This is a genomic window from Paenibacillus sp. LK1 (genome assembly GCF_002750415.1).
GTDB lineage: Bacteria > Bacillota > Bacilli > Paenibacillales > Paenibacillaceae > Paenibacillus > Paenibacillus taichungensis.
Window position 1 is genome coordinate 22038 of record NZ_PEII01000011.1, and the last position, 26957, is coordinate 48994.

Sequence of the window (26957 nt, forward strand, 5' to 3'; positions counted from 1 at the left end):
TCACAAGGCTCTCCATTTTGGGGAGTCTTATTTTAATTGAGAGAAGGAAAACGATGTGTCAGACAAATTTTTAAATTTTATTGTGGGGGTGGTTGGTGCAATAGTAAGTTATGCATTCGGAGGTTGGAATGAAGCTCTTGCTTTGCTCGTGATCTTTACAGTGTTGGATTGGATTACTGGTTTAGCTGCATCTGCATACGAAGGGTATAAGAATCCAACACGTGACGACAAGGGATTAAATTCGCGTAAAGGTTTCTTTGGAATTTTGAAGAAAGTCCTCATGTTCACTGTTATTGCAGTCCTTTTTAGGATTGATACCTTGCTTGGTTTAAATGGGACATTGAGTCTTGCCGTTGGTGCTACATACTTCTACCTAATGAATGAGTTTATTAGTTTGCTTGAAAACTACGGGAGATTAGATCTCCCACTACCTGAACAAGTAAAAAAGGCTGTTTCCATCTTAAAAGATAAGAGTGGAACTGAAGATAAAGACAAAGATAAGGAGTGATTGAATGATTCAGAAAGGGAATTTCCTTCTACTTGATATTGAAGAGTTTCGTCCATGGCTTCAAAAGCAGAAGATAACACGAGACATTAACAAATTACAAGTGCACCATACATACTTGCCAAACTACACAACAAGAAAGAATCAAGATCCGTTTAAATGCTTAGAGGGCATGAGAAATAGTCACTTAAATCAAGGTTGGAATGATATTGGGCAAAACTTCACATTATTTGAAACAGGCCAAATTGGATACAGTCTTGGTCGCAATTTGAACGTAACTCCTGCTGGAATAAAAGGTGCAAACACTGGAGCACTATGTATTGAGATAATTGGAAACTTTGATGTCGGTGGAGATAGCATGACCGACATTCAAAAAAGAGCGATTGTCCATATTTATGCCTGCCTATGTGAAAAATTCAATATTCCTGTAGATACAAATCACATTGTATATCATCATTGGTACAATCTTGAGACGGGAAAGAGAGAAAAATACTAATTTGAAGCAAATAGGAGCAAAGAATTATTTCAAAAGAAATAGTCCCAGAGAAGAGCGATTAGCGGTTGTAGTGCCACTTTTACATAAACTCTATCAAGAGGAAGGGAAGCTTTCTTCATATCTAATTGATAACTGTAGTTGGCTTCCTTCTTATTCGGTTGTAAGATCATTATTTTCTGCACCTGGGAAACATATTGAACCAATATATGACTTTTTGGGTTTAGCTGTACCGAACACTCAACAAAAATTTTGCAATCACAATAAATACGATTTAGAAAAGGTCAGAGAATTGTATCTCAAAAGAAACTGTATTTTATTAGAGGATGAGTACATTAGCGCAAACACACCTATGAAGTATCTATGTTCATGTGGAGCAGAAAGTAAGAACAGTTTGCATAACTTTAAAAGACAAGAACGATGTAGAAGGTGTTACAACGAGTATCATCGCGGAGAAAATGTCTGGAATTGGACAGGCGATGATAAAAACGAACTATCTAGAATCAGAAGTTCTAAGAAATATAAAGATTGGCGTATATCTGTTTTTATACGAGATGGGTTCACTTGTCAGTGCTGCGGGGATTGTAAAGGTGGAAACTTACATGCACACCATATTTTAAACTTCTCGGCACACGCAAATCTAAGATTTGAATTAGACAACGGAATAACATTATGCGAGTCCTGCCACAATCCTAGTGTGCGGGGCTCTTTTCATTATGTTTATGGAACAAAAAACAATAACGAAGAGCAGTTAATGGAATACATATCGTTAAGAAACGGAGTGCTACATGTCATTTAAATCATGCCCAGGAACAAACTTTTGGGGAGACGGTAATACAATTGCTGCTGCGAATAAAAACTTTATTCCTCAAGTCAAAGCAGAACTAGAACGTTTAAGAAGTGGAATTACGAATCCAATTACAACTACAAAACCAAAGGATGATGAAAAAATGACTGAAGCAGAAAAATTGCAAATGGACACACTTGAGAAAACAGTAAAATCACAATCAGATTGGATCAAAGCTGAGAAAGCAAAAGCTAATATGGAATGTCCTTCTTGGGCTAAAGCTGCATATGAGTATTACAAAGATTATATTTCTGACACCACAGGTAGTTACGATTTCTGGAGACAGCTTGTGATTAACTTCCGTAAAGATAATAACATCAAAGTAAGCAAGTAATTAAGTAATCATACATAAAAGGAGATTAGATTAAATGGACAACATATATATTATTGCTATTATTCTTGCTGCTGTTGCAGGAGGATTGTTTGTCATTCCATATGCAAAGAAAAAAGGTTGGATTAACAAGGAAAAGACTGAAGGGATGCAACAGATGCTGCTAGTAACACACCTTGTTTTAGATGTGATAAATGTCAGAGGATTAAACAAGAATAAAGCATCATTTGCATTGGATATTGCAGAGTTAGTTGTTAAATATGTAGATGAGCAAATGGAAGACAATGTTGATAAAAGGGCAATTTCACTTAGAATTATTGATGATTTGCTTGCAAAAAACGCAGTCGTACCAACGGATTCTGAACGACAACTTATTGAGATTATTATCGATGCAGCATTAAAACGATCAGCACAGGTTAAATAATGAATTAGATATAACTATACCCCTCTTGAGGCTAAGCAATTCCTCTTGAGGGGTATTTTTTTCATTTTTTTAACTTGTGTATGTTTTCTGAGAGTACTTGTTTACAGTAAGTTGGGCTTAGACCATATTGCTTGTAGATCTTGGTGAAAGATAGTCCATCAACATAGTGAAGATTGTATATCCTCTCAAAGTCGCGTGAACGCCTCTTCTTGGCTCTTTCTTTAGTTGATTCGAGTATTACCCCTTTTGCTTTAAACATTTCCTTGATTGTCCACCAATCAGTCTCAGTGGCTTCTGCTATTTTTTCAAAGCTGAGTAAGTCCTTTTGATACTTGTCCAACATCATGGGGAACAAAGGTTCAATTTTGCTCCATTTGTGGGTAAAGGTTTCACCTCCCCACTTTGGCTTATCAAAGCTGAGTGAATCAAACACATAATATTCCAAACCATTGACTTTACAAGTGTATCGATCGCTTCCTTCCCAAAATCCTTCTCGCCCCCGCGAGCCAGACTGTAAGCCTCGTCAATAAACAAAATTCCACCCAGTGCCTTCTTGACCAAGTCTCTGGTTTTCTGTGCCGTATGCCCAATATATTCTCCGACCAAGTCTGCACGTTCCACTTCAATCAAGTGACCCTTACTCAATACACCCATCTTCTGAAAAAGCTTCGCAACAATTCGTGCTACCGTTGTTTTTCCGGTTCCCGGATTGCCTTTGAAAATCATATGATACACGTGCGCCCCACTTATCAAACCAGCTTCGGTACGCATCTGGGCAATCTGTAAGAAAGCATAGATTTCAAATACTAAATCTTTGATATTTTCAAGTCCAACCAGTTGCTCTAACTCACCTTGAATTTCCTGAAAATGCGCATGTTTGGCTAAACCTTTTGCTGCTTGTATTGCTGTCTCTTCTTCTTTGACCAGCATCTGAGGTTCCTGGTTACGCAAAACAACATTAATTTGTCTGGATGGTCTGCCTCCCGGTTGCCCTCCTGCAGCCATGACCCGTCCGTTCATTCGCCATCACCTCTATTTTATCGGGCTGAACTCTCCTGATTATTAATGTATTCTATCAGGTGCTCTAATATTAGAAGTATGGCGAAGAATTATGGGACTTTTCCATGACTCAAATCTGAATATTTTTTTTAAACTCCCCATTCTCAAACAGGGTCTGTCTATGCTTCAGAGACAGTTGGAAATAGGGAAACACATGAGCATCAATAGCATGCAACAATTCCTTTGCTGTTCGGTTAGCCAGATCATAATCCCCCGTGGTAATGTGCTTACGAGAAAGAGCATCTTCAAGTTCATCCTCGTCCAGCAAAAATATTTCTCCATCCTTCAGGACAACGACATCCAGATACAGATCATCAAACCATGGAACACCCTGATCGGTTATGCCCTGGCTGCGGCATGTATCAATGTACCATTCAACAATCCGCTCCTGATCATCAAACATCGCCGTAACAACAAAATGCTCGCCTTTTGGATAATACTGCAACCAGGAATAACCTTTATCCGCAATGCAGAAGGTACTTCCTCCATAGGTTTTCCACAAAGGCTCTTTCAAATCTTGTATCGTATACAGCGTAATGTAACCCGTAAAAATTTTGGATTGAACGAACCGGCATGTAAATTGTCGGTTCGTAATCCGGCGCCAGTTCGCGCGGTCCCCGAATTTCCGTTTCATACGAACCCCTCTTTGCCGACCACAGGTCCGTGACCTGCTGATATTGGTGAACAGCGAATAACGTCCGCATTACCGATTCCACAAGCCCCTGAATCCGCTTTGCACAACGTATTACGAATAGTTACAGCTTACCATATTTAAGTTATACACTCAAAATCAAGCTTTGCCCCATCTATCGGAGAGCTTTGGTTCCACGCCGAACGCTACACAAACCAAAAAACCTGCTCCCCAACATCAGGGAGCAGGTTTTAGGCTGTAATTATTTAATGCGGCTTATTTTTGTTAACCGCCAGTTCCAGTTTGAGAATCAGTGGGTGTATCCGTTTCTCCAGTGTTACCGTTGTTTCCACTATCTGGCGGTGTGACCACTTCGCCTGGTGTCGTTACAGACCCATCATTGGAACCTTCACCCGTACCTCCAGGTTCTGTTGTTCCCTGTCCCGGCGGTGTGTTTCCTTCTCCGGTCTGTCCGTTCCCTTGACCTGTCCCGCCATTGTTTCCATTTCCATTATTGCCGTTACCATTGTTACCATTGTTACCATTTTCATTTCCGTTGCCATTGTTACCTTCAGAACTTCCATTCCCCGACGAACCGTTGTCTGGATTTTCTGTTCCAGGCTGTTCTGTACCCGGCTCCGTCGTTCCTGGCTCCGTGCCCGTATCTGGCTGTTCCGGTTCCAATTCCTCCGCTTCAATCATAAGCGATATGGTATTGGAAGGATCCGTTTCCTGTCCGGAAGCCAGATCATATGCTGTTACATAATACTCATAAGTGAGACCAGGGAGCGCACTTAGATCCTGCGCACTGGTCGAACCAACTGCATCAATGAGGTGGGTGAACTGGCCCTCAGATGTTTCTTTTCTGTAAATCCGATACTGTGTCGAGGAATCCCCCGTTGAAGTCCAATTCAACGATACAGTTTGCGTAGATGGATCATAAGCTCCATTCAAACCACTCACTGAAAGCGTTGGTTGCTCTGGTTCTTTTTCCGGTGGAGGTGTCTGGGCACCTGCTGGAGCTTTGAAGTCCTTCACAGGAACTCCTTTCAACGCATCCCCCATAACTTTGGCAAAGAACGCCGCTGACAGCTTACTACTATTTTTGAGCATATGGTTTGCATCTGGATTGTCGTAACCCATCCATACTGCCGCAGTCCATTCTGGCGTGTATCCGACGAACCAAACATCACGGTTGGCACTGTTGCCGGAAATACCACTTTGAACGGTTCCCGTCTTACCAGCAACGGGTCGATCCAGACGTGCTGAACGACCTGTACCGTCATTCACGACATTTTGCAGCATCTTAGTCAGGGAATAAGCATTTTGCTCACTCATGACACGTGTTGTTTCCGATTTATCGTGTTTATAGGTCGTTTTCCCAGCGCTATCCTTAATTTCCTTAATGGAATACGCCTGCTGGTACTCACCCAGATTAGCGAATGCACTATAGGCTTGCGCCATTTCCAGCGTATTCGTACCTTTGCTAAGACCACCCAGCGCGATCGCCAGGTTTTTGTCTTCATCCGTAAGCTGGATACCTACGCTTTTGGCAAACTGAACACCTGTATTCACACCAATTTTGTTTAGGAGCCATACTGCCGGGATATTCTCCGATTTGGTAATGGCATCCGTCATGCTAATGGTAGAAGAATACCCATGCAAGTTACCCGGACAGTAATTGCCGAAGCATTGCTTTTCATTACTAAGAGCTGAGTTTGCATTGTAATTACCTGATTCAAGAGCCGGTGCATAAGTCACAATCGGTTTAAATGCCGATCCAGGTTGTCTGCGGCTCTGTGTTACCCGGCTATAGCCCTTCGTTTGATAATCCCGTCCGCCCATCAAGGCGACGAGACTGCCATTTTCATGGTTCATAATGACCATGGAGCCTTGAACTGGCTGATCGTCTTTACTTGACTCAAACAAACTATCATCCGAGAAAGCACTTTCCATGGCTGTTTGAGCCTGAGCATCCATCGTCGTGTAAATTTTGTACCCGCCGATATTCAGATCATCCTCCGTTTTACCAGTCACTTTTTCTGCTTCACGAAGAACATAGTCAATAAAGGCTTGATACTTTTGATCTTTCTCAGGCGGTGTATAGTCATAATCTACTGCTTTGGCTTCATCCATTTCAGCCTTGGTGATGTAACCTTGCTCATACATCAGCTGCAATACCACAGCGCGACGTGCCTTGGAATCGTTGGGATTGCTCAGCGGGTTATAAGCTGAAGGCCCTTTAGGCATCGCTGCCAATGTGGCAATTTCCCATAACTTAAGATCGTTTAAATCTTTTTTTCCAAAATAAAATTCAGACGCAGCCTTAATTCCATAACGCTGATGACCAAAGAAAATCCGGTTCAGATACATCGTCAGAATCTCGTCTTTTGAGTACTTGCGCTCCAATGCCATTGCAATGGAAACCTCCGTCGCTTTCCGGAAGAAAGTTTTGTCACGGGACAAGAACATATTTTTCGCAAGCTGCTGAGTCAGTGTACTACCACCCTCCACCATGGAGCGGGCCATGACGTCTTTAACCGCCGCCCGTCCGATGGACCAGATGTCCACGCCCTGATGCTCGTAGAATCGTCTGTCCTCCGTAGCAACAAAAGCTTCCTTTACCAAATCCGGAATATCTTCTTCATTGACCGGCTCCAGCTTTTGAATGGACAACTCGCCCATTAACTGACCGTTACGATCATATACTTTTGAAGTTTCATTGATTGTTGTTTTGTCCTTGTTGGCTTTGAGCAGATTTTCGCCACTCACCATAATAAATAAATATCCACCCAGTGCACAGAATATGGCGATTGCCATGGTGAAAAACAGTGTCCATCCAACGCGTTTACCCGTAATTTTTTTCTTTTTAGAGGTCTTTGGCTTCGCTTTTTTGGTTGACTTGTTATTACTGTTGCGATTGTTAGACCTCGACAACGGATCGTTTGGCATGTTACCTCCTGACTCCCTTTCAGTTGCATAATTTCTATTCGTCTGCTGGCTCAAACTCCTATAGAGCTTATTTTGCCCGGAATGAAAAGAACAACCCTTATTCAGGTTGCTCTGTTTCAATTCCTATACATGTAGACGAAATGGTTGATAAAAAGGTTTCGTAATTTTTTAAGCTTCGCCGCTATTATCTTGCTGCATCAGCGATACGCTGCGTTGCGGCGTGAACGTGGAGATGGCGTGCTTGTAGACCATTTGCTGGCGTCCGTCGCTGTCAATGACGATCGTAAAATTGTCAAATGCCTTGATCGTTCCGCGGATTTGAAAGCCATTAGTCAAATAGACTGTAGCTGGAATGTTTTCTTTCCGCAGTTGGTTCAAGAACGTATCTTGGATGTTGATGGACTTGTTCATTAGCCGTACCCCCATTGGTTCATTTGAATTCGTGTTATAAGTAATATTCAATATCGCTGAGTAGCTTTCGTGCTATTATATCATGAACGGATTCATATAATCCACAAAAACCCCTTGTCTGCTATTTTGCACCTATGCCTGAGCTTCGCTTGCAACTAGAAGACTTATCCATTATACACCGCTTGTCAGAATTGCAAAAGAGGGACAAATTCTACCTTTTCCCACGTTTCCCTTCTATTTTTCTGGATTTGTATACGGTTTCTCTTCTTCTTTGACTAACGTAATATTTTTCCGATTCTTCTTATCATTGATCAAGAGTTTCAGGTATGTATTGGTATTGATTAGAACAATAATTAACCAAATTAATGCGACAAGACCTCCAATGGCGAAAGCAATTCCAATCAATCCTGAAAAAAAGAGATATAAACTTGCCACTCCGCTCGGTTCTGCACTCATAAAATCTTCCCCCTTCCACTTTAGCTTTGAATCAAAACAATTAGCCTGTCATGTGAATTCATTTTAATATTTATGTTATTTTTTCACAATGAAATTTTCTGCTTAAATCTGTATACACCACCGATTATTGCCTCTTTTAATGACGTCATTTCATATCAAAAAAGTAAGAACCTCTACCTTTTATTTCTAAAAGATAGAGGTTCTAAAGTCCTAATAGGTGACAAATCCCACCTTCTATATTCAGTCAAACTTGCGTTTGATCATCTCACTTACATGGGCATAATTCCCTGCAAAATCTTCGGTATCCGTCATATCTACCCATTCAATATCTTTCATATGCCGGAACCAGGACAATTGCCGCTTGGCAAAACGACGCGTATCCCTTTTCAACCACTCCACCGCAGCATCCCAGCTTACTTCACCCTGAAGATAAGCCGCAATTTCCTTATAGCCGAGCCCCTGCATGGAAATATGTCCTCTCGCTACGCCTCGCTCCAGCAAAGACTTGACCTCATCTACCAAACCCTGCTCGATCATAAGATCAATTCGTTCTTCCACTCGGGCATACAGTTTCTGACGATCCATTGTCAAACCCACAATAAGTAGATCATATGGAGACTCTTTTTTCTGGGAAGCCAGCTGCTCGGATAACTTCTCACCTGTGAGGTGATAGATCTCCAGTGCACGAACAATTCGGCGTTGGTCATTCGGATGCAGTCGTTCTGCGCTAACCGGATCAATGACCCTCAGCTTATCATGTAACGCCTGCGGGCCATGTTGCTCTGCATAACGGAACTGTTCATCCCGGAACGCTTCATCTGAGCCGCTGTCCGAAAATTGAAAGCCGTAACATACCGATTCCACATACAGACCAGTACCACCAACAATAAAAGGCAACTTGCCGCGCTCATGGATTTCCACAATCAGACGTGTGCAGCTTTCCTGAAATTCCGCCACGGAATAGGGGTATTCCGGTTCATGGATGTCGATGAGGTGATGGGGCACACCCTTCATTTCATCGCGAGTAATTTTAGCCGTTCCGATATCCATTTCGCGATATACTTGCATTGAATCCCCTGAAATTATCTCGCAATTGAACGCCTGTGCAAGCTCGATACTCATTCTTGTTTTGCCTACCGCTGTTGGTCCAACCAGCACAAGCAGCTTCGGTTTAACTTCCGCTTTCAACATTAATCACTCCGTACAGTGTTTTTGCATTGCCCCGGTCATGCACTTCAAAACCGAGTCTCGTAAACTCCGCGCTGCCGCGCTTCTCTTTCATAACTACCCGCTTGCGGGCAACTCTTTTCGCTTCAATAATACTCTGTTTATCCAGTGCACTTGGATTCGCATAATCTCGCAAAGGCTGAATGGCGCTTGAATCAAGCATTGGTTCACGGAACATCGGATCGAAATATACCGTGTCACAGCTTCGGTCTGGCAAGGAACGCAGCAAATCGAGATGATTTGCATGCCGCAGCTCAATGCGCCGGAAAGCTTCGTTTACCGCAGGCTTAATGCTCTCATATTGAGACATGCCTTCTACTAATAACGTGTACAGTGGGAGGGAGCTTTCACAGGCGATGACCCGACCACTTTTGCCTACAGCAACCGAGAATACCAGTGCATCGGTGCCCAATCCTGCTGTACAATCGATAACAGTATCCCCTTCAAGAATCGCCCCTGCGTCCAGCATCGGATCAGCTTCTCCATTTAACACACGTTTGGCCCGAACAAATCCCATACTGGGGTGAAACTCAAGCAGCGGTGAATCCGGACGAAACAAACGAACTTTACCCTGAAGCACAACTACAATTTCATCTATCCCATAATGTGCAGTCAGTGCAGGTAAAGACATTTTTTTGCGCGGTACATAGGTCCCTCCTGTTGTTTCCGCCAGGTTTCGTGCACGTTCCACAAGGTGGCCTGCTTCCTTTTCACCGGTTGTAATATACATAAGTTCCTCCTAAGTAGCTACATGACCCGTTTGAACAATTTCTCCAGATCATAGGTTGAAAATGACACCACAATCGGTCTCCCGTGTGGACAAGTATATGGTTGACGGCAAGAACCTAGGCGCTGAATCAACACTTCCGCCTCCTGATCCGTCAATTTCTGATTGGCTTTAATGGAAGCTTTGCAAGAGCACATAATGGAGGCTGCTTCTCGCATTTTGGCAACATCAATACTACGTTCACTCAGCACCCATTCTGACATCTCTTCAATAATGTCTTTCTCATCCCCCTTAGGGAACCAGAACGGGTGAGAACGCACCCGGAAAGTCTGCCCACCGAAATGTTCCAAATAGACACCAGCCTGCTCGAACCATGCCAGTCTTGTTTTGAGCTTTTCGGTCTCGGATGGTGTGAACTCCAATGTAATGGGCAACAACAACTCCTGCGAAGCCTGAGCCGGATTGCCAAACTGCTCGTAGTAATATTCATAATTCACCCGTTCATGGGCAGCATGCTGATCAATCAGATATAGACCATCTTGATTTTGTGCAATCAAGTACGTCCCGTGGTGCTGCCCAATCAGACTTAGCTCGGGAAACGCGGGCATGGAAACATCCGACTTAATGGCGGATGCCAGCTTTGCCGGGTCCGGTAAACTTGGAGTCTTCCAGCTCCGTTCTCCTTTTGCAGCCACTGCAGATGAATTATAAGATGAACGCCCTTCTCTAACCGGAGAATTCACCGAATTGGAACGATACGCAGAAGCCTGAGCCTGTGAAGTAGACAGCCCCTTATCTTCAGTTAAAGGTAAGGCATCTTGCGCAGCACGATCTCCGTTAGCACCGGTACTTTCACTCAAAGTAGAAGCTTCATCGCTATGGGGGTTTTCGTCAGGACTATAATTTTGCTTCAGGACATTAGATCCTAGGTCCCCGCTCAACATCCCGAATGGATCATAGGATGGTGGTATCTCGGGTGGGGCTTCAGGCAATGGCAGCGACTGACCCTCACCGTTTCCATCAGGAACTGATTGCACATCAGACGGAGCCAAATCAGCTGGAGCATCCAGGTCATCGTCCTCTGAAGTCGTTTTATCGAGGCCAGCAGTTTTCCCTAATGGACCCTGTTGCCCATACCCCGCAGATTCCGATTCGTCCTTTAAAGGACCTCTTGGGAACAGAAATTGTTCCTGGATAAAGGAACTGTTATCTCCACGTCTGATTTGCTGCTTGGTTACCTGAGGAATAAGCACTTCCTTCCGTAAGATTCCACGCAGTGTCGTTTCCACAAACTCGTACAGCTCCGCTTCCTTGCTAAAACGAACCTCCAACTTCGCCGGATGCACGTTCACATCGACCAGGGATGGATGCATTTCCAATTGCACCACGACAAGTGGGAAGCGATTAATGGGCAGCAGCGTATGATACGCCTTCAGAATAGCCTGGTTGAGCCCGTAATTCCGAATAAATCGTCCATTCACAATGGTTGACATGCCGCCACGATTGGCACGAGTCCATTCCGGCAAACTGATCAGCCCACTCACACGATAATCCAGACTCTCTCCCTGAATGGGAAGCATCGCTTTGGCGGCGCTTGTACCATAGATTGCTGCAACCACTTGCAGCAGATCCCCATTGCCCAGCGTCTGAAGCAGCGTATTTTCATTATGTCGCAGCGTGAACGAGATATTAGGATGAGACATCGCCATGCGATAGAGAACATCCGAGATATGTCCCAGCTCAGTCTGGATCGTTTTCATATATTTAAGTCTAGCCGGCGTATTGAAAAATAGTTCTTTTACCTCAAAGTCGGTGCCCTGGGGTGAGGTTTCATCCTCATGTGAGAGAAGTTTGCCGCCCTCAATCACGATTCGGCGTCCTCGCCCGTCATTCCCGCTAGCTGATAACACTTCCACTTTGGAGACAGCGGCAATACTCGCCAAGGCCTCTCCCCGGAATCCAAGACTTGTGATCTGGAACAGATCGCGGCCATGAGCTATTTTACTGGTTGCATGACGATAGAAGGCCTTTTCCATATCCTCCGGCTCGATACCGGAACCATTATCTTTGACCCGAATACGGAGCAGTCCGCCCTCTTCCACCGTAACATCAATTTTGGAGGCGCCTGCATCCACCGAGTTTTCGAGCAACTCTTTAACGACTGAAGCAGGCCGTTCGACCACCTCACCTGCCGCAATCTGGTTGGCAATATGTTCATCAAGCACATGAATTTTCGCCACAGGTTTTCCCCTCCCCTATAATCAGGATAATTGCTGTGCCTTTAATTTGAGATCATTCAGTATTTGCATCGCCTGAAGTGGCGTCATGTTCATTACATCAATATCTTTCATATTACGAATAAACTCCCTGGCAGGCTTGTCAAGGGCAACAACCTCGGTTTTCGGAGTTACACTTGGCTCTTCATCCCCAAAGATGGACAGTTGAACCACATCCGCATGTTTGGAGACTGACTGCTGCTTGCCGTTTTGTTTTTTGTCCTGTTGTTTCCATTCTTGAGCTTCAGTCGCAACAGAGAGTTCGACAGGTTCTGTAGATTCCTGCTCCCGAATCAATGACGAATGATCAGTTGACTGGAACTCTACACCATCTCGAGCATGATCATCCGATTGTTGCTTGTCCTTCCCGGCAAATTCACTTCCAACCGCAACCTGAGCCGCCGCATGTTCGAAACCGTGCAGCAAGCCATTCGCTCGTTCAATGATGCTGTCCGGCAGACCTGCAAGCCGTGCGCAATAGATTCCGTAGCTGCTGCTTGCAGCCCCGGCGATCAGTTTACGCAGGAAATTAACCTTGTCCCCGCTCTCCTGAACGGCCATCGAGTAATTCGCCAACTTGTCCAAGCTCTCTTCCAAATGAGCAAGCTCATGGAAATGAGTTGATACCAGCGCTTTGCACCCAATGATATCGTGCACATATTCAATGACAGACTGGGCAATCGCCATTCCCTCACTGGTAGACGTCCCCCGGCCCAATTCATCAATAATAATCAGGCTGCGTGGTGTTGCTTTATCCGTCATGACCTGAATGTCGGCCATCTCCACCATAAACGTACTTTGTCCGCCGATGAGATCGTCTGCCGCACCAATCCGTGTGAAAATACGATCCATAATCGGTACTTCAGCTTGCCCGGCTGGCACGAAACAGCCGATCTGCGCCAGAATCGAAATCAGCGCTACCTGCCGCATATACGTACTTTTCCCTGCCATATTCGGGCCGGTAATCAGCAGAATGCGCGCCTCTTCCTTCTGCATTGCAGTGTTGTTGGCAATGAAAGCTCCATCTCTCATCACTGCTTCAACTACCGGATGGCGCCCCTGTTCCACGACCAGATCGTAACCATCGGTCAATGTAGGCCGTACGAAATTGCGCTCTGCACTGATAACGGCAAAGGATTGATACACATCAATTTCCGCCACCAGCTCAGCCAGTTTTTGCAGCCTGGCGATCTCCTGATTAAGCCGTTCCCGCAATTCCGCGAACAAGCCGTACTCAATATCAACCATCTTGTCCTGAGCTTCCAGAATCAGCGTCTCTTTTTCTTTTAGCTCCGGTGTAATATAACGCTCAGCATTGGCAAGGGTTTGTTTCCGCTCATAACGGCCTTCTGGCAGAGAAGCCAGGTTCGACTTGGTAATTTCAATATAGTACCCAAACACTTTGTTGTAACCAATTTTCAGCGAGCGAATGCCGGTTGCTTCACGCTCTCTGGCTTCCAATTCAGCAATCCACTGTTTACCATTCACCGAGGCTTCCCGGAGCTCATCCAGCCGCTCGTGGTACCCTTCACGAATTAAGCCGCCATCACGCACGGACACCGGTGGCTCATCAACGATAGCCTGACCGATTGCATCTCGCAAATCACTGCAATCATCCATAATACCAGCAATGTGCTGTAGCGTTGTAGAAGGCGAACCTGCACAATACTGACGTAGCCCCGGAATTTTATCCAGTGACACCTTCAGTGCATTCAGATCCCGGCCGTTGGCGTTACCGAAGGCAATTCGACCCACCAGGCGTTCCAGATCGTAGATGTCTTTAAGTTCTGCACGCAGATCTTCCCGCAATATAAACTGGTTATACAGCGTATCTACCGCTTCCAGACGTTCATTGATTTTGCCTTTTTGCAGCAAGGGTTTATCCACCCAACGACGCAGCATCCGGGCACCCATGGACGTCTCTGTGCGATCCAGCAGCCAGAGCAGCGAACCTTTTTTCGAACGCTCACGTACGGTTTCCACCAGTTCCAGGTTGCGCCGAGTAAAGGGGTCCAGAATCATAAAGTGATCCGGCTCATACGTTGAAACCTGTGTCAATTGGCCAAGTGAACGCTTCTGCGTCTCACTTAAATAGGAGAAAAGACGCGCTATACAAGCTTGACGTTCAGGCTCCAGACGTGCCCACACCGCTTCGCCGAATTGCTGACGCACCAAATCTTCCTTGCTCTTCGTCCATGGTGTGTATACCACAGGCCGACCAATTGGAGATGCCTGGGTAGCCATCGTATCCAGCAACGCAGCATCCCCCACCAGTTCCGAAGGTTCATAGATCCCGATCTCATCCTTGAGCCACTCTTGGGAGTAAGGAACTGACGTCACATAGAGTTCCCCTGTGGACAAGTCACAGGCAGCCAGTGCAAGTGTGTTCTGATTCCCTGTCAGGCACACCATATAGTTGTTGGACTTGTCCCCCAAGGTCTTGCCTTCCATTACCGTTCCGGGTGTTATAACTCGTACAATTTCACGCCGCACCATGCCCTTGGTTACCGTTGGATCTTCCATCTGCTCGCAGATGGCTACTTTGTATCCTTTTTCAATCAAGCGCTGTATGTAATTGTCAGCCGAATGATAAGGCACACCGCACATCGGGATTTTATCTTCTCCCCCACCTGCACGTGCTGTTAATGTAATTTCTAGTTCACGGGAAGCATTAACTGCATCATCAAAGAACATTTCATAGAAATCACCTAATCTAAAAAAAAGAAAAGCGTCCTGCGCCTCGGCCTTCACTTGCAAATATTGTTGAATCATTGGCGTATACTGAGCCATGAGTATCCTCCATCCGTTCCAATGTTGTCAGGAAGAGAAGCTGTCCCGGAAGGAGCAATAAGGCGGTTAGGCACCTTAATCGTGCCACCGCCTCATGTTTCGGCATCCGCCGCTTCCCTCATAGGTTGCTGTTCCATTTCTTCCATAACGATGATCAAAATCGACTTATTTCTCATTATAACAAAAAAGTGCCCACTCTTCATGAACCTGCTCGAATATTCCAGAGTTTACGTATATCCCGACTCTCGTCCCATGTCCTACCCTGTCTTAACTGGCTAATTAATGGAGCAGCGTAAAGTTCATAACGTTCATAACCATCCATTTGTGTCAGGTCATCCAGCAGTGCCGGAATATGCGCCTGCATCACCTCACGGTTGCCTTCATAAAAAGCAGTATGAATAACAGCCTTCGCCAATGGACGTTGACGCAATTGTTGGTAACCTCTCGCGATAAGACCAGCCAAAGCCACAACTCCTTTGGCAACCAAAGGAGATACCAAAAAACTGGGTAATGTGCGGTATTCGAATCCACCGTAAGATTTCAGTCGAAAATCACCTAATGCCCCATAACGTGGACGGCGACCTGATCCTCGTGGATCCTGAAGAACGGCAAGCGGCAGCGCCAGATAATTGTCAAGCGCACGCAGCAGGTCCCCGTTTAATGTAACGCCACTGAAATGAACATGTCCGCCCAGTGGCAAGCCACGCTGGGGCATTCCCCCTGCCTGCCAGATCAGCGAGTGATCACTAATACTGCGGGAAGCCGCCGCAAAGGCTCTCATCAGATGAGCCAACAACTCGCGCGGCTCAGAGCTGGGTGCAGGTCGTAGTTCGGCAACAGGATATATTCGTCGTCCATTAATCGTCACGGAATCACAGCCGGCTACACCTGTTCGTTCGAGAAACCTGGAGGCGGGCACAATTTTGGATTCTGGCATTTGCACAAGCAGGAACTCAGGGTCCATTCCAAGTATGGGGGCTGCATTACGATGCCGCTCTTCATCCAGTTCGGACTGAAGCTGTTTCCAGCCTGCACGGTACATGGCAGAGAGATCCGTCATGCCCTTCCATGGCCTTGGGTCAATCGAGATGACAGCACAACCGCTCTTTCCTGACGCTTCCAGTCTTATAGCGCCGTGATCCAGTCCAACCGTATACAATGCTTTGGTGGCAAGCCGTTCAATGCGTTTGAATAAAGTTGATGCCGCTTCACGATCCAGCACACTTTCTTGCGCTCCACCCATGCCACTGGTGTCCCTACGTTTGATGCGAATCGCTTGAAGACAGCATATCTCTACATCGTAACGTACACGTAGACCCAACTCCCGGTCACGTCTGCCCTGCGATGCCAGCACTTCAATCCCGGATCGTTTCAGGCGATCTGCCCGTTCACGAGGGAGCATGCGTTCATATCGGCGCACCGCCTCCTCGGCCTCATCTATCACATTCATTCTGTCCCACCTCCCGATACTCGCCCAAAATGAAAAAAGAGGGCTTACGCCCTCTTCACTGCCGCTTGCGGCGCATATAATACCTTAAGTTTATGAATCCGGATCACTGAGCTTACAGCTCATCGTCAAGCAGGTCGGGATCGAGATCGTCATAATCTCCATCGCCACTGCCGTAGTCATAATCCTTGTCTTCGTAATCTCCACAGCCATCCGTGCACACTTTCACACATACTTTGGTCTCGGCGACCAGTTCAACAGCGAATTCCCGTTCTACCCGGATAATTACGCTGCCTCCACCTGCCGACACCGTGGCTTCCACACAGCTCGGTTCCTGCGTTGCATCCGCAGATACCTCTACAGTGGCGGCCCGGTGTTTCGGGTCCAGATAGGACAAAGGCACATGTTCTACATACGACACCGTTTCTTTGGCTACATCCGTCTGTGAATTTTTGTCATAGGAATACCAAATGTTGATATCGTAAGTACCAATAACTTCAATTCCGTCCCCCGCTGATACGGCTTCATATTGGTGGTTGATAATCCAAGCCCCCAAAATACTGGTCGGACCATGTGGCGGAGTCACGGTATGTGTTACGGTAGAGAACTTACGACCTTTGCCGCAGATCGCCTTCGTGATGATCTCTCTACATTGATGTTTATGACTCAATGACATCTTTAAACCTCCTCCATACAATCATTCTTTACAAGTGTATGCAGGGCATCCGTCTAGGGTGACAACTATTTTCTATTATTCATTTGTAGATTGGGACCGGTCCGATACTGGAGACGGTGCTTTGTCCTTCTTGGCTATTTTCAGATACAGCGCGAGTTCCCGGCACAGCTGGAGAATCGCGGAACGAATCTCGAATTCTTCCCTTGTATCCGGCAACTCCATTCGCTTGAATTCTTCTTGCACATCTGCGAGAAGTTTTTCTGTACGTCCGGTGTAAGATTCAGTGAGCACATCCTGACTGAGCTGGTCGAACAGCTCCGATACCATTTCCGCATGCGGCATCTTCTGATAGATCTGGGATACCAGATGCATCATATGCTGGATGGAATCCAATTGCGTTTTGCGCATATAAAAGTAAACACTCCATCCCTCGTTCGGGTGGATGACCTGATTTTCCAATGAACGTTTGGCCGCTTCAATGCCGCCTAGTACAGCCTTGTCGGCTTCAATGAGCTCTTTCCCTGCCCATACTTCGTTTGGATTGCGCAGCGTGGCTGCAAACTCCTGGAAGATAACCGAGAATAATTCATCAATTCTTTTGCGAATACGCAGCATCTGCGGGTCCGCAGCCGGCATATAGGCCAGATTGACAACCATCGCGGAACCGAGACCAATCAGCAGCAGCCCAATTTGGATCAAAACCACCTGTACGTCCATTTCGCCGCCGCTAAATACCCGGAACACCACGACAGAACCCGTCACAATGCCTTCCTTGAATCCGGCCCGAACGATAACCGGGAATGCAATCAGTATGTAAACCGCCAGCACCCAGTAATGGAAGCCAAGAAAGTGAAAAAGTACACTTGCAAATAAAAGCCCCACTACGGAAGCGAAAAATCTCGCAGATATGGTGCGAATACTTCTTTTTCGTGTCACATCAACGCCGAGTATGGCTAACAAGCCCGCCGATGTTGGTCCGGGCAAGCCGCACCAGTCCGCAATCAGCACGGCCATCAGCGCGGCTATTGCGGTTTTAATTACCCTAAAACCCATCTAACTCCCTCTCCTCTAAGCTGCAAAAATGGCAAAGCCAGCGAGCCATACCTATCCGGGTGAGCACTTGTCCACCAATGCCTGACAGCGTGTGTCGTCATATATCATATCCCTAGTATTACACATCCTGCCAAAAACCATTTCTTATCTAATCAAAAGAATCATTCTGGAAGAACCGTATATCTATTTCGCTGCTACACTCATAAACGGCATCAACCGACATGCATATGCATGTCGGTCACAATAACGCGCCCCGGATGAGGGACGCTGGCAATTTGATTGATGCGACAAAAGCCTCTAGGCCCTCTTCTCCAATCGTCGCATTCATTCCGGACTGCGCGGAATATTCGTATTAGTATGGTACTTGATTTTACGGGTTCAGGCAACGTGACACCTCTTGTGAAATTGTATACATATCATGAAGCATTCTATTTTGCACACGCATGGTTCGCAAAATCACCTGCGCCCTGCCAGCAACTTGCGTTCTACATATACAACGAGTTGGTACATCGCTGTAGCTACAGCCGCAATGATCAACAGGCTCGATAAAACAAGGGTAAAGTTGAACACTTGAAATCCATAGATGATCAGATAGCCCAATCCCTGCTTGGCGACCAGAAATTCACCCACGATCACACCGACCCAGGCCATGCCCACGTTTACTTTTAAGGTAGAGACAATGGCAGGAAAGGATGCGGGTAATACCACTTTGCTGAAAATCTCGGAACGATCGCCACCAAACGTACGGATAACCTTAATATAGTTCTGATCTACTTCATTAAAACTGTTATACACGACGAGTGTAGTAATAATGACTGTAATGGATAACGTCGTCATGACAATAGCCGTAAATCCTGCACCAAACATGACGATAAAGATTGGACCCAGCGCTACTTTGGGCATGCTGTTGAACACAACCATATAGGGATCAAGCACTTTGGACAAAAAAGGAGACCACCAGATCAGAACCGCAAGCAGTGTTCCGACGAGTGTCCCCAGCAAAAAGCCGACTGCCGTTTCCCCAACGGTTACCCCAACATGAGCCCATAGTTCTCCACTGACGATGTCCTTCCAGATCTGATTGAAAATTTTGCTGGGATAACTGAACAAAAGCACATCAATCCAGCGCAGTCTTCCTGCCAGTTCCCACAGCAAAAACATAAACACCAGCATGGACAGCTGCACCGCCAGCACTTTATGTCGCCATCTGGCAACCTGCTGAATATGACTTTGGTGCAGCTGTCTCATCCAATCATCACGCATTTCCTGCTTCTGGTTCGTCTGATTCACCCGTTTTTCTCACCTCCTCCGGACTGATCCAGTTCACTCCATAACGCCTGAAACAGCTCATTGAACCCTGGCTGCTCCCTCGCGTGAAAAGGCTGTGCGTTCCGCAGATCTTCGGGAATGATAAACTCCTTCCGAATGCGACCCGGATTACGATCAAGCACAATGACGCGGTCACTGACGGCAATGGCTTCGGACAGATCATGGGTGACAAGCACCGAAGTTTTGCCGGATTTCTTCAATGTGTCTGAGACCAGATCCTCCAGCTGCAGCTTGGTTTGATAATCGAGTGCAGAAAAGGGTTCATCCAGCAACAGTATTCCCGGATCCGTAGCCAGTGTACGTACCAAAGCCACCCGTTGCCTCATCCCCCCGGATAGCTCTGAAGGATACTGGGCTTCAGTTCCAGCTAGACCCATACCTGCCAGCAGCTCACGTGTGCGCTCGCGACTCTCGTCATTGAGTCCACCTGTCAATTCAAGTCCGATCAAGACATTGTCCAAAATGGTACGCCATGGAAACAGATAATCCTGTTGCAACATATAGCCAATCTGGGCAGACGGACCTTCGATGCGTTTTCCTTTTACCTTGACCTCGCCTGCGGTTGGTGTGAGCAGCCCGGCGATGATCGACAGCAATGTCGTTTTACCACATCCGCTTGGGCCAACAAGACTAACGAATTCTCCCTGCTCGACCTGAAGATTCAAATTTTCAATAACCAGTGATGCTTCACGTTCGCTGACATAGACTTGCGAAATCCCTTCCAGTCTGATCACCGTTTCGGATTCAGGCATACATGCTCACGTCCTTTCCCGAATACCTGGTTACTTCGTTGTTGCTTGTTCTGCATAGGAATTATCGACAATCGTTGGAGAGTCCACACGTTGTTTCAGTTCTCCCGCTGCGCTCATGACGTCCAGCAAGTTATTCCATTCGTCCTCATCAATGATTGGATCGGTTGCATACGTGCCCTGTTCTTTGTAACGGTTCACACTGCTTACCAGAATGGCTGGATCGATATCTTTGAAATAAGGTTTGATGACTTCAGCGATCTCTTCAGCGGTATGGGAATCCACCCATGCTTGTGCTTTGTGCAAGCCGTTAGTGAACTTCTGAACGATGTCCTTGTTGTCGTTGATGTAACTTTGTTTAGTCATGAAGACCGTATAAGGCAGATGGCCACTTTCCGTTCCAAACGAGGCTACAACCTTGCCGCGACCCTCTTTCTCAAAGATGGAAGCCTGAGGTTCAAACAGTTGCACATAATCCCCCGTACCTGAAGCAAATGCAGAAGCGATGTTGGCAAAATCCACATTTTGAATTAATTCCAAATCATTCTGCGGATCAATACCATGTTTTTTCAGTGTGAATTCACCTGCCATTTGAGGCATGCCGCCTTTTCTTTGTCCAAGGAATGTACTCTGTTTCAATTGATCCCAATTAAAGTCGCCTTCGGGATCGCGGGCAAACAGAAACGTTCCGTCCGTCTGTGTAAGCTGGGCAAAGTTAATGACCGGATCTTCTGCGCCTTGTTGATAGACATAAATAGACGTCTCAGCTCCGACCAACGCGATGTCTACTGAGCCTGCAAGCAGTGCAGCCATCGTTTTGTCTCCACCAGCCGTCGTTTGAATGTCCACTTCAAGCCCCTGTTCCTCAAAAAAACCTTGGGCCACGGCCACATATTCAGGTGCGTAAAAAACAGAACGTGTGACCTCACCGATCGTAATTTTGGTTTCATCCTTATCTTTATTGCAGCTGGTGAGAGCCACGATGATAATGAGCAAAATGACGATGGCCCGGATGAACCAGGGCGTGTATTTCATGATATTTCCCTCCTTCACTGGTTTCAGCTGTTCTCTCTATTATTGATATGCTGATGCCCAGCAAAAGGTTAAGAACTTGCATGCAAAAGAAGAGCCGGGCAATGATGCCCCGCTCTTCAAAAATTGGATAATGATGTTATATCTGTTTACAGCTTGTAAATCTCGGCATATTTCGCTTCCAGATAATCAGCCAAATAGTCCGGATTCAGCTCTTCACCCGTTACGGCCACAATCAGTTCAGAAGGTGTACGGCTTTTGCCGTAACGATAAATTTTGTCAGTCAACCATTCCTTAATGGGGATCAGGTTACCTTCAGCAATATGGGCATCGAACTCCGGCATTTCTTTGCGCAGTGTATGTAGAATCTGTGCAGCATACATATTGCCGAGCGAGTATGATGCAAAGTAACCAAAGTCACCACCCGACCAATGAACGTCCTGAAGCACACCCACACCATCATTTGGTGGCACAACGCCAAGATATTCCTTGTATTTTGCATTCCAGGTCTCCGGCAGGTCCTTGACTTCCAGACCTTCGTTAAACAGCATTTTCTCAATTTCATAACGAATGATGATGTGCAGATTGTACGTCAGCTCATCAGCTTCAATCCGAATCAGAGAGCTTTCAACCCGGTTAATCGCCCGATAAAAGTCTTCCAGCTCAACCTCGTTTAATTGAGGGAAGTGCTGTTGCAAATCTTTATAATAACGCGTCCAGAATGGAAGACTGCGACCAATCATATTTTCCCAAAGACGCGACTGGGATTCGTGGATACCCATGGACGTTCCTTCCGCAAGAAGAGTACCAGCCAGGCTGTCGTCAATATTTTGCTCATACAGGGCGTGTCCGCCTTCGTGGAGTGAACTGAAGACTGCACTCGTCACATCATCCTGCAAATAATTCGTCGTGATCCGCACATCACCTGGATTCAGGCCCGTTGCGAACGGATGAACACTCTCATCAAGTCTTCCTGCTTCAAAGTCATAACCCATTTGTCCCAGAATAAACAGACTGAATTTCTCCTGTTGATCCTTGTCAAACAGCTGGTTCAGGAACTCCGTGTTCGGCTTGTTCGCCGAAGCATTAATCTTCTCTTGCAGCGGAACCAAACGGGCTTTAAGACGGGCAAATACCGCATCCACCTTTTCTACAGTCAGTTCCGGCTCATACATGTCCAGAAGGGTATCATAACGAGTATCTTTCACACCCCAGTAGTCAATGAACTCTTGTTTGAGCTTCACAATATCGGTGAGGTAGGGCGAAAAACCTGCAAAATCACTGTTATGCTTAGCATCTTCCCAAGCCGTCTCTGATTTGGCGGTAAGTACGGTATACGCTTGTACTTTTTCTGGTGGTACGGACTGACTGCGATTATATTCTTTCTGGCAATCTTCCACCTGACGACGGTCGATATCTTCCAGCTGTTCCAGTACGGCTGGATTTGTTAATGTATCCAGGTAGGATTTCATCTCGGCTGAGGTTTGCAGTTTGAATGCTTCGGTTGACAGCATTCCCAGTGTTTCCGAACGTGTCGGGACACCTTTTTTGGGCGCACCTGTGCGCAAATCCCAGTGAAGCAAACCAATGGCTTCATGATAACTCTTGATTTTGCGAGCGAGATTACGGAAGGATTCCAGCTGTTGCTGCGTGTGTTGTTCCATTGTTAACGTTCACCTCTTCAAAAAAATGTTGGTTTCCCTATTGATGATACTTTTTGCAATGCGTATAATCAACTTTTAACAGATGCAAATTGCATTATTCCTCCAATCCGAGGAATAATGCAATTTGCTGACCGTGGTATAATAAAAAACCAAAGGGCGTAGGACAAGCTGCATTTTATGCAAGTGGCCGTGCTCATCGTATTGGATAACAGGAGGCAATAGACATGAACAACATTCAAGAGATTCTGGCTTACAACAAATCATTTGTCGAGACTAAAGAATACGAAAAGTATACGGCAGGCAAGTTTCCAACCAAAAAGATGGTCATCATCACTTGTATGGACACTCGTCTGGTGGAAATGCTGCCCAAGGCCATGAACCTGAAGAACGGCGATGTGAAAATCATCAAAAACGCTGGCGCAATCATTTCTCAACCTTTCGGGTCTGTTATGCGTAGTGTTCTCGTCGCCATCTATGAGCTTGGTGCCGACGAAGTACTGGTTGTTGGACACACGGAATGCGGTATGGCTTCCCTACACGCAGAGACCATGATTGGACATATGGTTGAACGGGGTGTATCTGAGGAAGTCATGAGCACACTGGAGAACTCCGGCATACGTTTACAAAAGTGGCTACGCGGGTTTGACAGCGTTGAAGAAGGGGTAAAACATACTGTGGAAGTGATCAAGAAACATCCATTGCTTCCACCTACTGTACCCGTTCATGGCATGGTCATCGACTCCTACACAGGTGAACTTGATCTTGTCGCAGATGGGTATGGGCAATAGACATCTCTCTAAATGGTTTTGGGTGCGGACCTCAGGGTCCGCACTCTTTTTTTGTCTAAATTGAGGCAGTTGTTCTGTCAGGTTGTCAAACCATACAGTTTCAGTGTACACTTTTATGAAAGCGGTCAAAGAAAGCAATTTACATTGTTTTTGCTGGCCCAGCCCTAATATTAAGGAGACATGTGCATGAACATACTTTCCTACGGATTGCTCGGGCTTCTTACCCGCGAGGAGTCATCAGGTTATGATCTAATGCTGAAGATCCAGCCCCATTGGCAGGCTAAACACAGTCAGATCTATCCGCTCCTCTCCAAAATGGAAAACGATGAGCTTTTAGCCTCCCGCTGGGTGCAACAGTCTGACAAACCGGACAAAAAAATGTATGCAGTCACGGAAAAAGGTATTGAAAAACTGCTGGGATGGATGATCACTCCCGTTACCGCTCCGGTTACGCGTGACGAGTTCAATCTGCGTATTTTATGTGTCGGCATTGCGGAAGATGGAAGCATGAGACGCATTCTGAATGAGCGCAAAAACTGGTTTTTGGAACGCATCCGTTATTTCGAGGATTTGAAATCCCGTATACCTCAGGATAATTTGCGAGTAGGCAGTCGGGAATTCGGAAGTTACATTCTGGTACAAAAAGGGTTAATGAACGCGCAAACAGGCATCGAATGGTGTAACTGGGTAACCCAACTACTCGATGGTCAAGCGGCAATTCAGGACCCTTGTCCAAGTATTTCAGAAAATTAAACAAAATTTGAAACGTTCCTGTAAGTTGACCGTATTACTTGAGTAAGGCCCATTTTTGGGCGAATCAAACAAATTAATCGGGGGGTTACGATCTTTACAATGAAGAAAAAATTCGGAATTAAACATCTCATGATGGTTTTCATGGCCTTTACATTGTTGTTTGCAACAGTCGGAGTCGCGAATCCGGATTCTGCTGATGCTAGACGTGGTGGCGGTTTCAAATCAGGAACAAAAAGCTATACCAACACACCTAAGAAATCCGATTCCAACAGTAATGTGAGCAAATCTAATACGAATAACAACTCCAATGGAGCAGCTACAACGAACCGTGGCGGATTCTTCGGCGGTGGCGGTGGATTTATGAAAGGTATGATGCTGGGCGGTCTTGCTGGTATGATGTTCGGCGGATTGTTCGGTGGCATGGGCGCTCTGGGTAACATTCTTGGATTGCTCGTAAACGTAGCTGCAATCATGCTGATCGTGATGCTCGCGATGGCCCTGTTCAGAGCCATTACAAATCGCCGTAAACCAGCAGCAGATGGTCGTTATGACCGCCGTAATGATCGTGATGATGATGACCGTAACAGAAACGGACGGTACTAATCTCTATGGTTCTAAGCATGGATGAAATTGTAAACGCGATCTGCATTCACATGGCTGAACGCAAGGGTGTTCGCCCAACCGATGTCAATGTGGAACTGAGCTGGGAAGAAGATACGGGATATTCCGCAGAAGTCTGGATTCAAGGCCGCAGTCAGTATCTGGTCGAATCCAACATGATTGAAGCGATCCTGCGCTACCTGCACAGTGAATACGACATTCGGGCTTACCGTGAGAATGTAAGACTGGATCTGGATGAAGAGATTACAGCGATTGTGAATCAATAAATGAATAACTAATAAGCCATTTGCGGATGGAATATAAAAAGGACCGTCTCCATGATGTCATTGACATGATTGGAGACGGTCCTTTTTTTGTGTTCCTTGGGAAGATGAAACCTTTGTATCTACCTTCCCAAGATTCATACTGTAATCCTATGGCTACTTCAATTTCACCAGACTGTAGTTTTTCTTGCCTTTGCGGATAATGATGAATTTACCGCCGATTGCGTGCTCTGCAGAGACCGTGAACTCAAGCTCCGTCACTTTCTCACCATTCATGGAGATAGCCCCTTTGGTGACATCCTCACGCGCCTGACGTTTAGATGGCTCCAGGCCAAGATCCACGAGCCAGTCTACAATATTTTTTGCTTCACCATCGGTTTCGAAGGTCGGCATTTCTTTAAAGCCCTGCTCGATTTCGTCGGCTGTGAGGGAACGAATGTCTCCGCTGAAGAGTGCTGCGGTAATGCGTTTCGCCTGCTCCAACATATCGTCGCCGTGAACAAATTTCGTCATTTCTTCAGCGAGTGCCTTTTGTGCTTCACGCTTGTGCGGCTCCGTTTCTACCTTTTCAGCCAAAGCTTCAATCTCCTCTTTGCTGAGGAACGTGAAGTATTTCAGGTATTTGATGACATCACGGTCATCCGTGTTCGCCCAGAACTGGTAGAATTCGAATGGAGTCGTTTTGTTCGCATCCAGCCAGATGGACCCTCCTGCGGATTTACCGAATTTCGTTCCGTCAGATTTAAGCATAAGTGGGATTGTCAGACCGTAAGCTTTTGCTTCTGGCCCTTCTTTTTTACGGATCAGGTCCAGACCACTTGTAATATTGCCCCATTGATCGGAACCGCCGATTTGCAGCTGTACATCCTCATGTTGGAACAGGTGCAGATAATCGAGCGATTGGAGAATCTGGTACGAAAACTCGGTAAATGAAATTCCGTCTTCCAGTCTGCTCGCAACTACATCTTTAGCCAGCATTGTGTTGAGGTTAAAGTTTTTACCGTAGTCACGCAAAAATTCAATCACATTGATTTTGTGTGTCCAGTCGTAGTTGTTGACCATACGTACCTGATTGTCACCATCCGTTACGAAAAGCTTTTTCATTTGTGCAGTCAGAGCGTCCACATTGGCCTGTACCTCTTCCAACGTTTGAAGGGAACGTTCCGATTGACGACCACTTGGATCACCAATAGTCCCTGTTGCCCCACCAATCAGAATGACTGGACGGTGCCCAGCGAGTTGGAAACGTTTCAGCATCATGAACGGAATCAAATGTCCGATGTGCATGCTGTCTCCTGTAGGGTCAACCCCGCAGTACAATGAAACCGACGTGGTCTCGGTCAGCTCACGCAGACCCTCCGCATCTGTCTGTTGATTAATGGCGTCGCGCCATTCCAGTTCATCAATAATATTCAAAACAAACAACCCCTTCTCTATGCATTGGTATTAGGCC

Annotated in this window: 25 protein-coding genes and 1 pseudogene; 9 read left to right on the top strand and 17 right to left on the bottom strand. The window is 46.1% G+C overall.

What is annotated here, in order from left to right:
• The first annotated feature begins 55 nt into the window (after positions 1-55).
• From CS562_RS22635 to CS562_RS22655, 5 genes are read left to right on the top strand one after another with little or no spacing between them, the layout of a single operon-like run.
• Positions 56-508 carry a phage holin family protein gene (locus CS562_RS22635; protein WP_099858293.1) on the top strand — a complete coding sequence of 151 codons (453 nt, stop codon included), beginning with the start codon at positions 56-58 and terminating at the stop codon, positions 506-508.
• A gap of 4 nt (positions 509-512) precedes the next feature.
• Positions 513-1001 carry a peptidoglycan recognition protein family protein gene (locus CS562_RS22640; RefSeq protein ID WP_099858294.1) on the top strand — a complete coding sequence of 163 codons (489 nt, stop codon included), beginning with the start codon at positions 513-515 and terminating at the stop codon, positions 999-1001.
• A gap of 1 nt (position 1002) precedes the next feature.
• The gene (locus CS562_RS32645; protein ID WP_125477316.1) at positions 1003-1797 is read left to right on the top strand and encodes an HNH endonuclease; all 795 of its coding nucleotides are present in this window, start codon (positions 1003-1005) and stop codon (positions 1795-1797) included.
• On the top strand, positions 1787-2179 hold the full coding sequence (locus CS562_RS22650) for a hypothetical protein (protein WP_099858296.1): 393 nt from the start codon (positions 1787-1789) through the stop codon (positions 2177-2179). Before CS562_RS32645 ends, CS562_RS22650 begins: the two co-directional genes overlap by 11 nt.
• A gap of 34 nt (positions 2180-2213) precedes the next feature.
• Positions 2214-2600 carry a hypothetical protein gene (locus CS562_RS22655; RefSeq protein WP_099858297.1) on the top strand — a complete coding sequence of 129 codons (387 nt, stop codon included), beginning with the start codon at positions 2214-2216 and terminating at the stop codon, positions 2598-2600.
• A gap of 447 nt (positions 2601-3047) precedes the next feature.
• Here CS562_RS22655 and CS562_RS22665 read toward each other — a convergent pair.
• The 16 genes and pseudogenes from CS562_RS22665 to CS562_RS22740 form a co-directional block, all read right to left on the bottom strand.
• Positions 3048-3620: pseudogene (locus CS562_RS22665) on the bottom strand (AAA family ATPase); the annotation flags it as partial.
• A 109-nt stretch (positions 3621-3729) separates the two neighbouring features.
• On the bottom strand, positions 3730-4293 hold the full coding sequence (locus CS562_RS22670; RefSeq protein ID WP_099858299.1) for a ribonuclease FAU-1 family protein: 564 nt from the start codon (positions 4291-4293) through the stop codon (positions 3730-3732).
• 282 nt (positions 4294-4575) lie between these two features.
• On the bottom strand, positions 4576-7242 hold the full coding sequence (locus CS562_RS22675; RefSeq protein WP_099858300.1) for a penicillin-binding protein 1A: 2667 nt from the start codon (positions 7240-7242) through the stop codon (positions 4576-4578).
• A 168-nt stretch (positions 7243-7410) separates the two neighbouring features.
• Positions 7411-7653, bottom strand: a complete 243-nt coding sequence (hfq, locus tag CS562_RS22680) for an RNA chaperone Hfq (RefSeq protein WP_017687918.1) — start codon at positions 7651-7653, stop codon at positions 7411-7413.
• Positions 7654-7887: 234 nt separating this feature from the next.
• A complete protein-coding gene (locus CS562_RS22685) occupies positions 7888-8109 on the bottom strand; it encodes a hypothetical protein (RefSeq protein ID WP_099858301.1) in 222 nt (73 codons plus the stop codon).
• A gap of 240 nt (positions 8110-8349) precedes the next feature.
• Positions 8350-9297 (bottom strand): tRNA (adenosine(37)-N6)-dimethylallyltransferase MiaA, encoded by a 948-nt coding sequence (miaA, locus tag CS562_RS22690; RefSeq protein WP_373561759.1) that lies wholly within the window; start codon positions 9295-9297, stop codon positions 8350-8352.
• Entirely contained in the window at positions 9281-10066 is a 786-nt protein-coding gene (locus tag CS562_RS22695) for a class I SAM-dependent methyltransferase (RefSeq protein ID WP_099858303.1), read from the bottom strand. The genes miaA and CS562_RS22695 overlap by 17 nt, the downstream gene beginning before the upstream one ends.
• A gap of 17 nt (positions 10067-10083) precedes the next feature.
• A complete protein-coding gene (gene mutL / locus CS562_RS22700; protein WP_099858304.1) occupies positions 10084-12303 on the bottom strand; it encodes a DNA mismatch repair endonuclease MutL in 2220 nt (739 codons plus the stop codon).
• Positions 12304-12324: 21 nt separating this feature from the next.
• A complete protein-coding gene (mutS, locus tag CS562_RS22705; protein WP_099858305.1) occupies positions 12325-15129 on the bottom strand; it encodes a DNA mismatch repair protein MutS in 2805 nt (934 codons plus the stop codon).
• Positions 15130-15328: 199 nt separating this feature from the next.
• On the bottom strand, positions 15329-16579 hold the full coding sequence (locus tag CS562_RS22710; RefSeq protein ID WP_257219583.1) for a putative amidoligase domain-containing protein: 1251 nt from the start codon (positions 16577-16579) through the stop codon (positions 15329-15331).
• Between the two features lie 112 nt (positions 16580-16691).
• Positions 16692-17252: an outer spore coat protein CotE gene (locus CS562_RS22715; RefSeq protein WP_076289080.1), complete on the bottom strand. Its 561-nt coding sequence runs from the start codon at positions 17250-17252 to the stop codon at positions 16692-16694.
• A gap of 75 nt (positions 17253-17327) precedes the next feature.
• Entirely contained in the window at positions 17328-18305 is a 978-nt protein-coding gene (locus CS562_RS22720; protein ID WP_076289079.1) for an aromatic acid exporter family protein, read from the bottom strand.
• 456 nt (positions 18306-18761) lie between these two features.
• Positions 18762-19553, bottom strand: coding sequence for an ABC transporter permease (locus tag CS562_RS22725; protein WP_371121628.1), 792 nt, complete (start codon positions 19551-19553; stop codon positions 18762-18764).
• A 38-nt stretch (positions 19554-19591) separates the two neighbouring features.
• On the bottom strand, positions 19592-20386 hold the full coding sequence (locus tag CS562_RS22730; RefSeq protein WP_076289078.1) for an ABC transporter ATP-binding protein: 795 nt from the start codon (positions 20384-20386) through the stop codon (positions 19592-19594).
• Positions 20387-20416: 30 nt separating this feature from the next.
• Entirely contained in the window at positions 20417-21418 is a 1002-nt protein-coding gene (locus tag CS562_RS22735; RefSeq protein WP_076289077.1) for an ABC transporter substrate-binding protein, read from the bottom strand.
• A 146-nt stretch (positions 21419-21564) separates the two neighbouring features.
• Complete coding sequence (locus CS562_RS22740) at positions 21565-23079, bottom strand: carboxypeptidase M32 (RefSeq protein WP_099858306.1); 1515 nt, start codon at positions 23077-23079, stop codon at positions 21565-21567.
• Between the two features lie 224 nt (positions 23080-23303).
• Here CS562_RS22740 and CS562_RS22745 point away from each other — a divergent pair, with 224 nt between their 5' ends.
• From CS562_RS22745 to CS562_RS22760, 4 genes are all read left to right on the top strand, one after another.
• Positions 23304-23867, top strand: coding sequence for a beta-class carbonic anhydrase (locus CS562_RS22745; protein ID WP_063563089.1), 564 nt, complete (start codon positions 23304-23306; stop codon positions 23865-23867).
• 186 nt (positions 23868-24053) lie between these two features.
• Positions 24054-24620 carry a PadR family transcriptional regulator gene (locus CS562_RS22750; RefSeq protein ID WP_076289075.1) on the top strand — a complete coding sequence of 189 codons (567 nt, stop codon included), beginning with the start codon at positions 24054-24056 and terminating at the stop codon, positions 24618-24620.
• Between the two features lie 99 nt (positions 24621-24719).
• Positions 24720-25223, top strand: a complete 504-nt coding sequence (locus CS562_RS22755; RefSeq protein ID WP_076289074.1) for a hypothetical protein — start codon at positions 24720-24722, stop codon at positions 25221-25223.
• 5 nt (positions 25224-25228) lie between these two features.
• On the top strand, positions 25229-25507 hold the full coding sequence (locus CS562_RS22760) for a YxcD family protein (RefSeq protein WP_024630486.1): 279 nt from the start codon (positions 25229-25231) through the stop codon (positions 25505-25507).
• A gap of 153 nt (positions 25508-25660) precedes the next feature.
• Here CS562_RS22760 and tyrS read toward each other — a convergent pair whose 3' ends face one another.
• The gene (tyrS, locus tag CS562_RS22765) at positions 25661-26920 is read right to left on the bottom strand and encodes a tyrosine--tRNA ligase (protein ID WP_063563092.1); all 1260 of its coding nucleotides are present in this window, start codon (positions 26918-26920) and stop codon (positions 25661-25663) included.
• Positions 26921-26957: the final 37 nt, after the last annotated feature.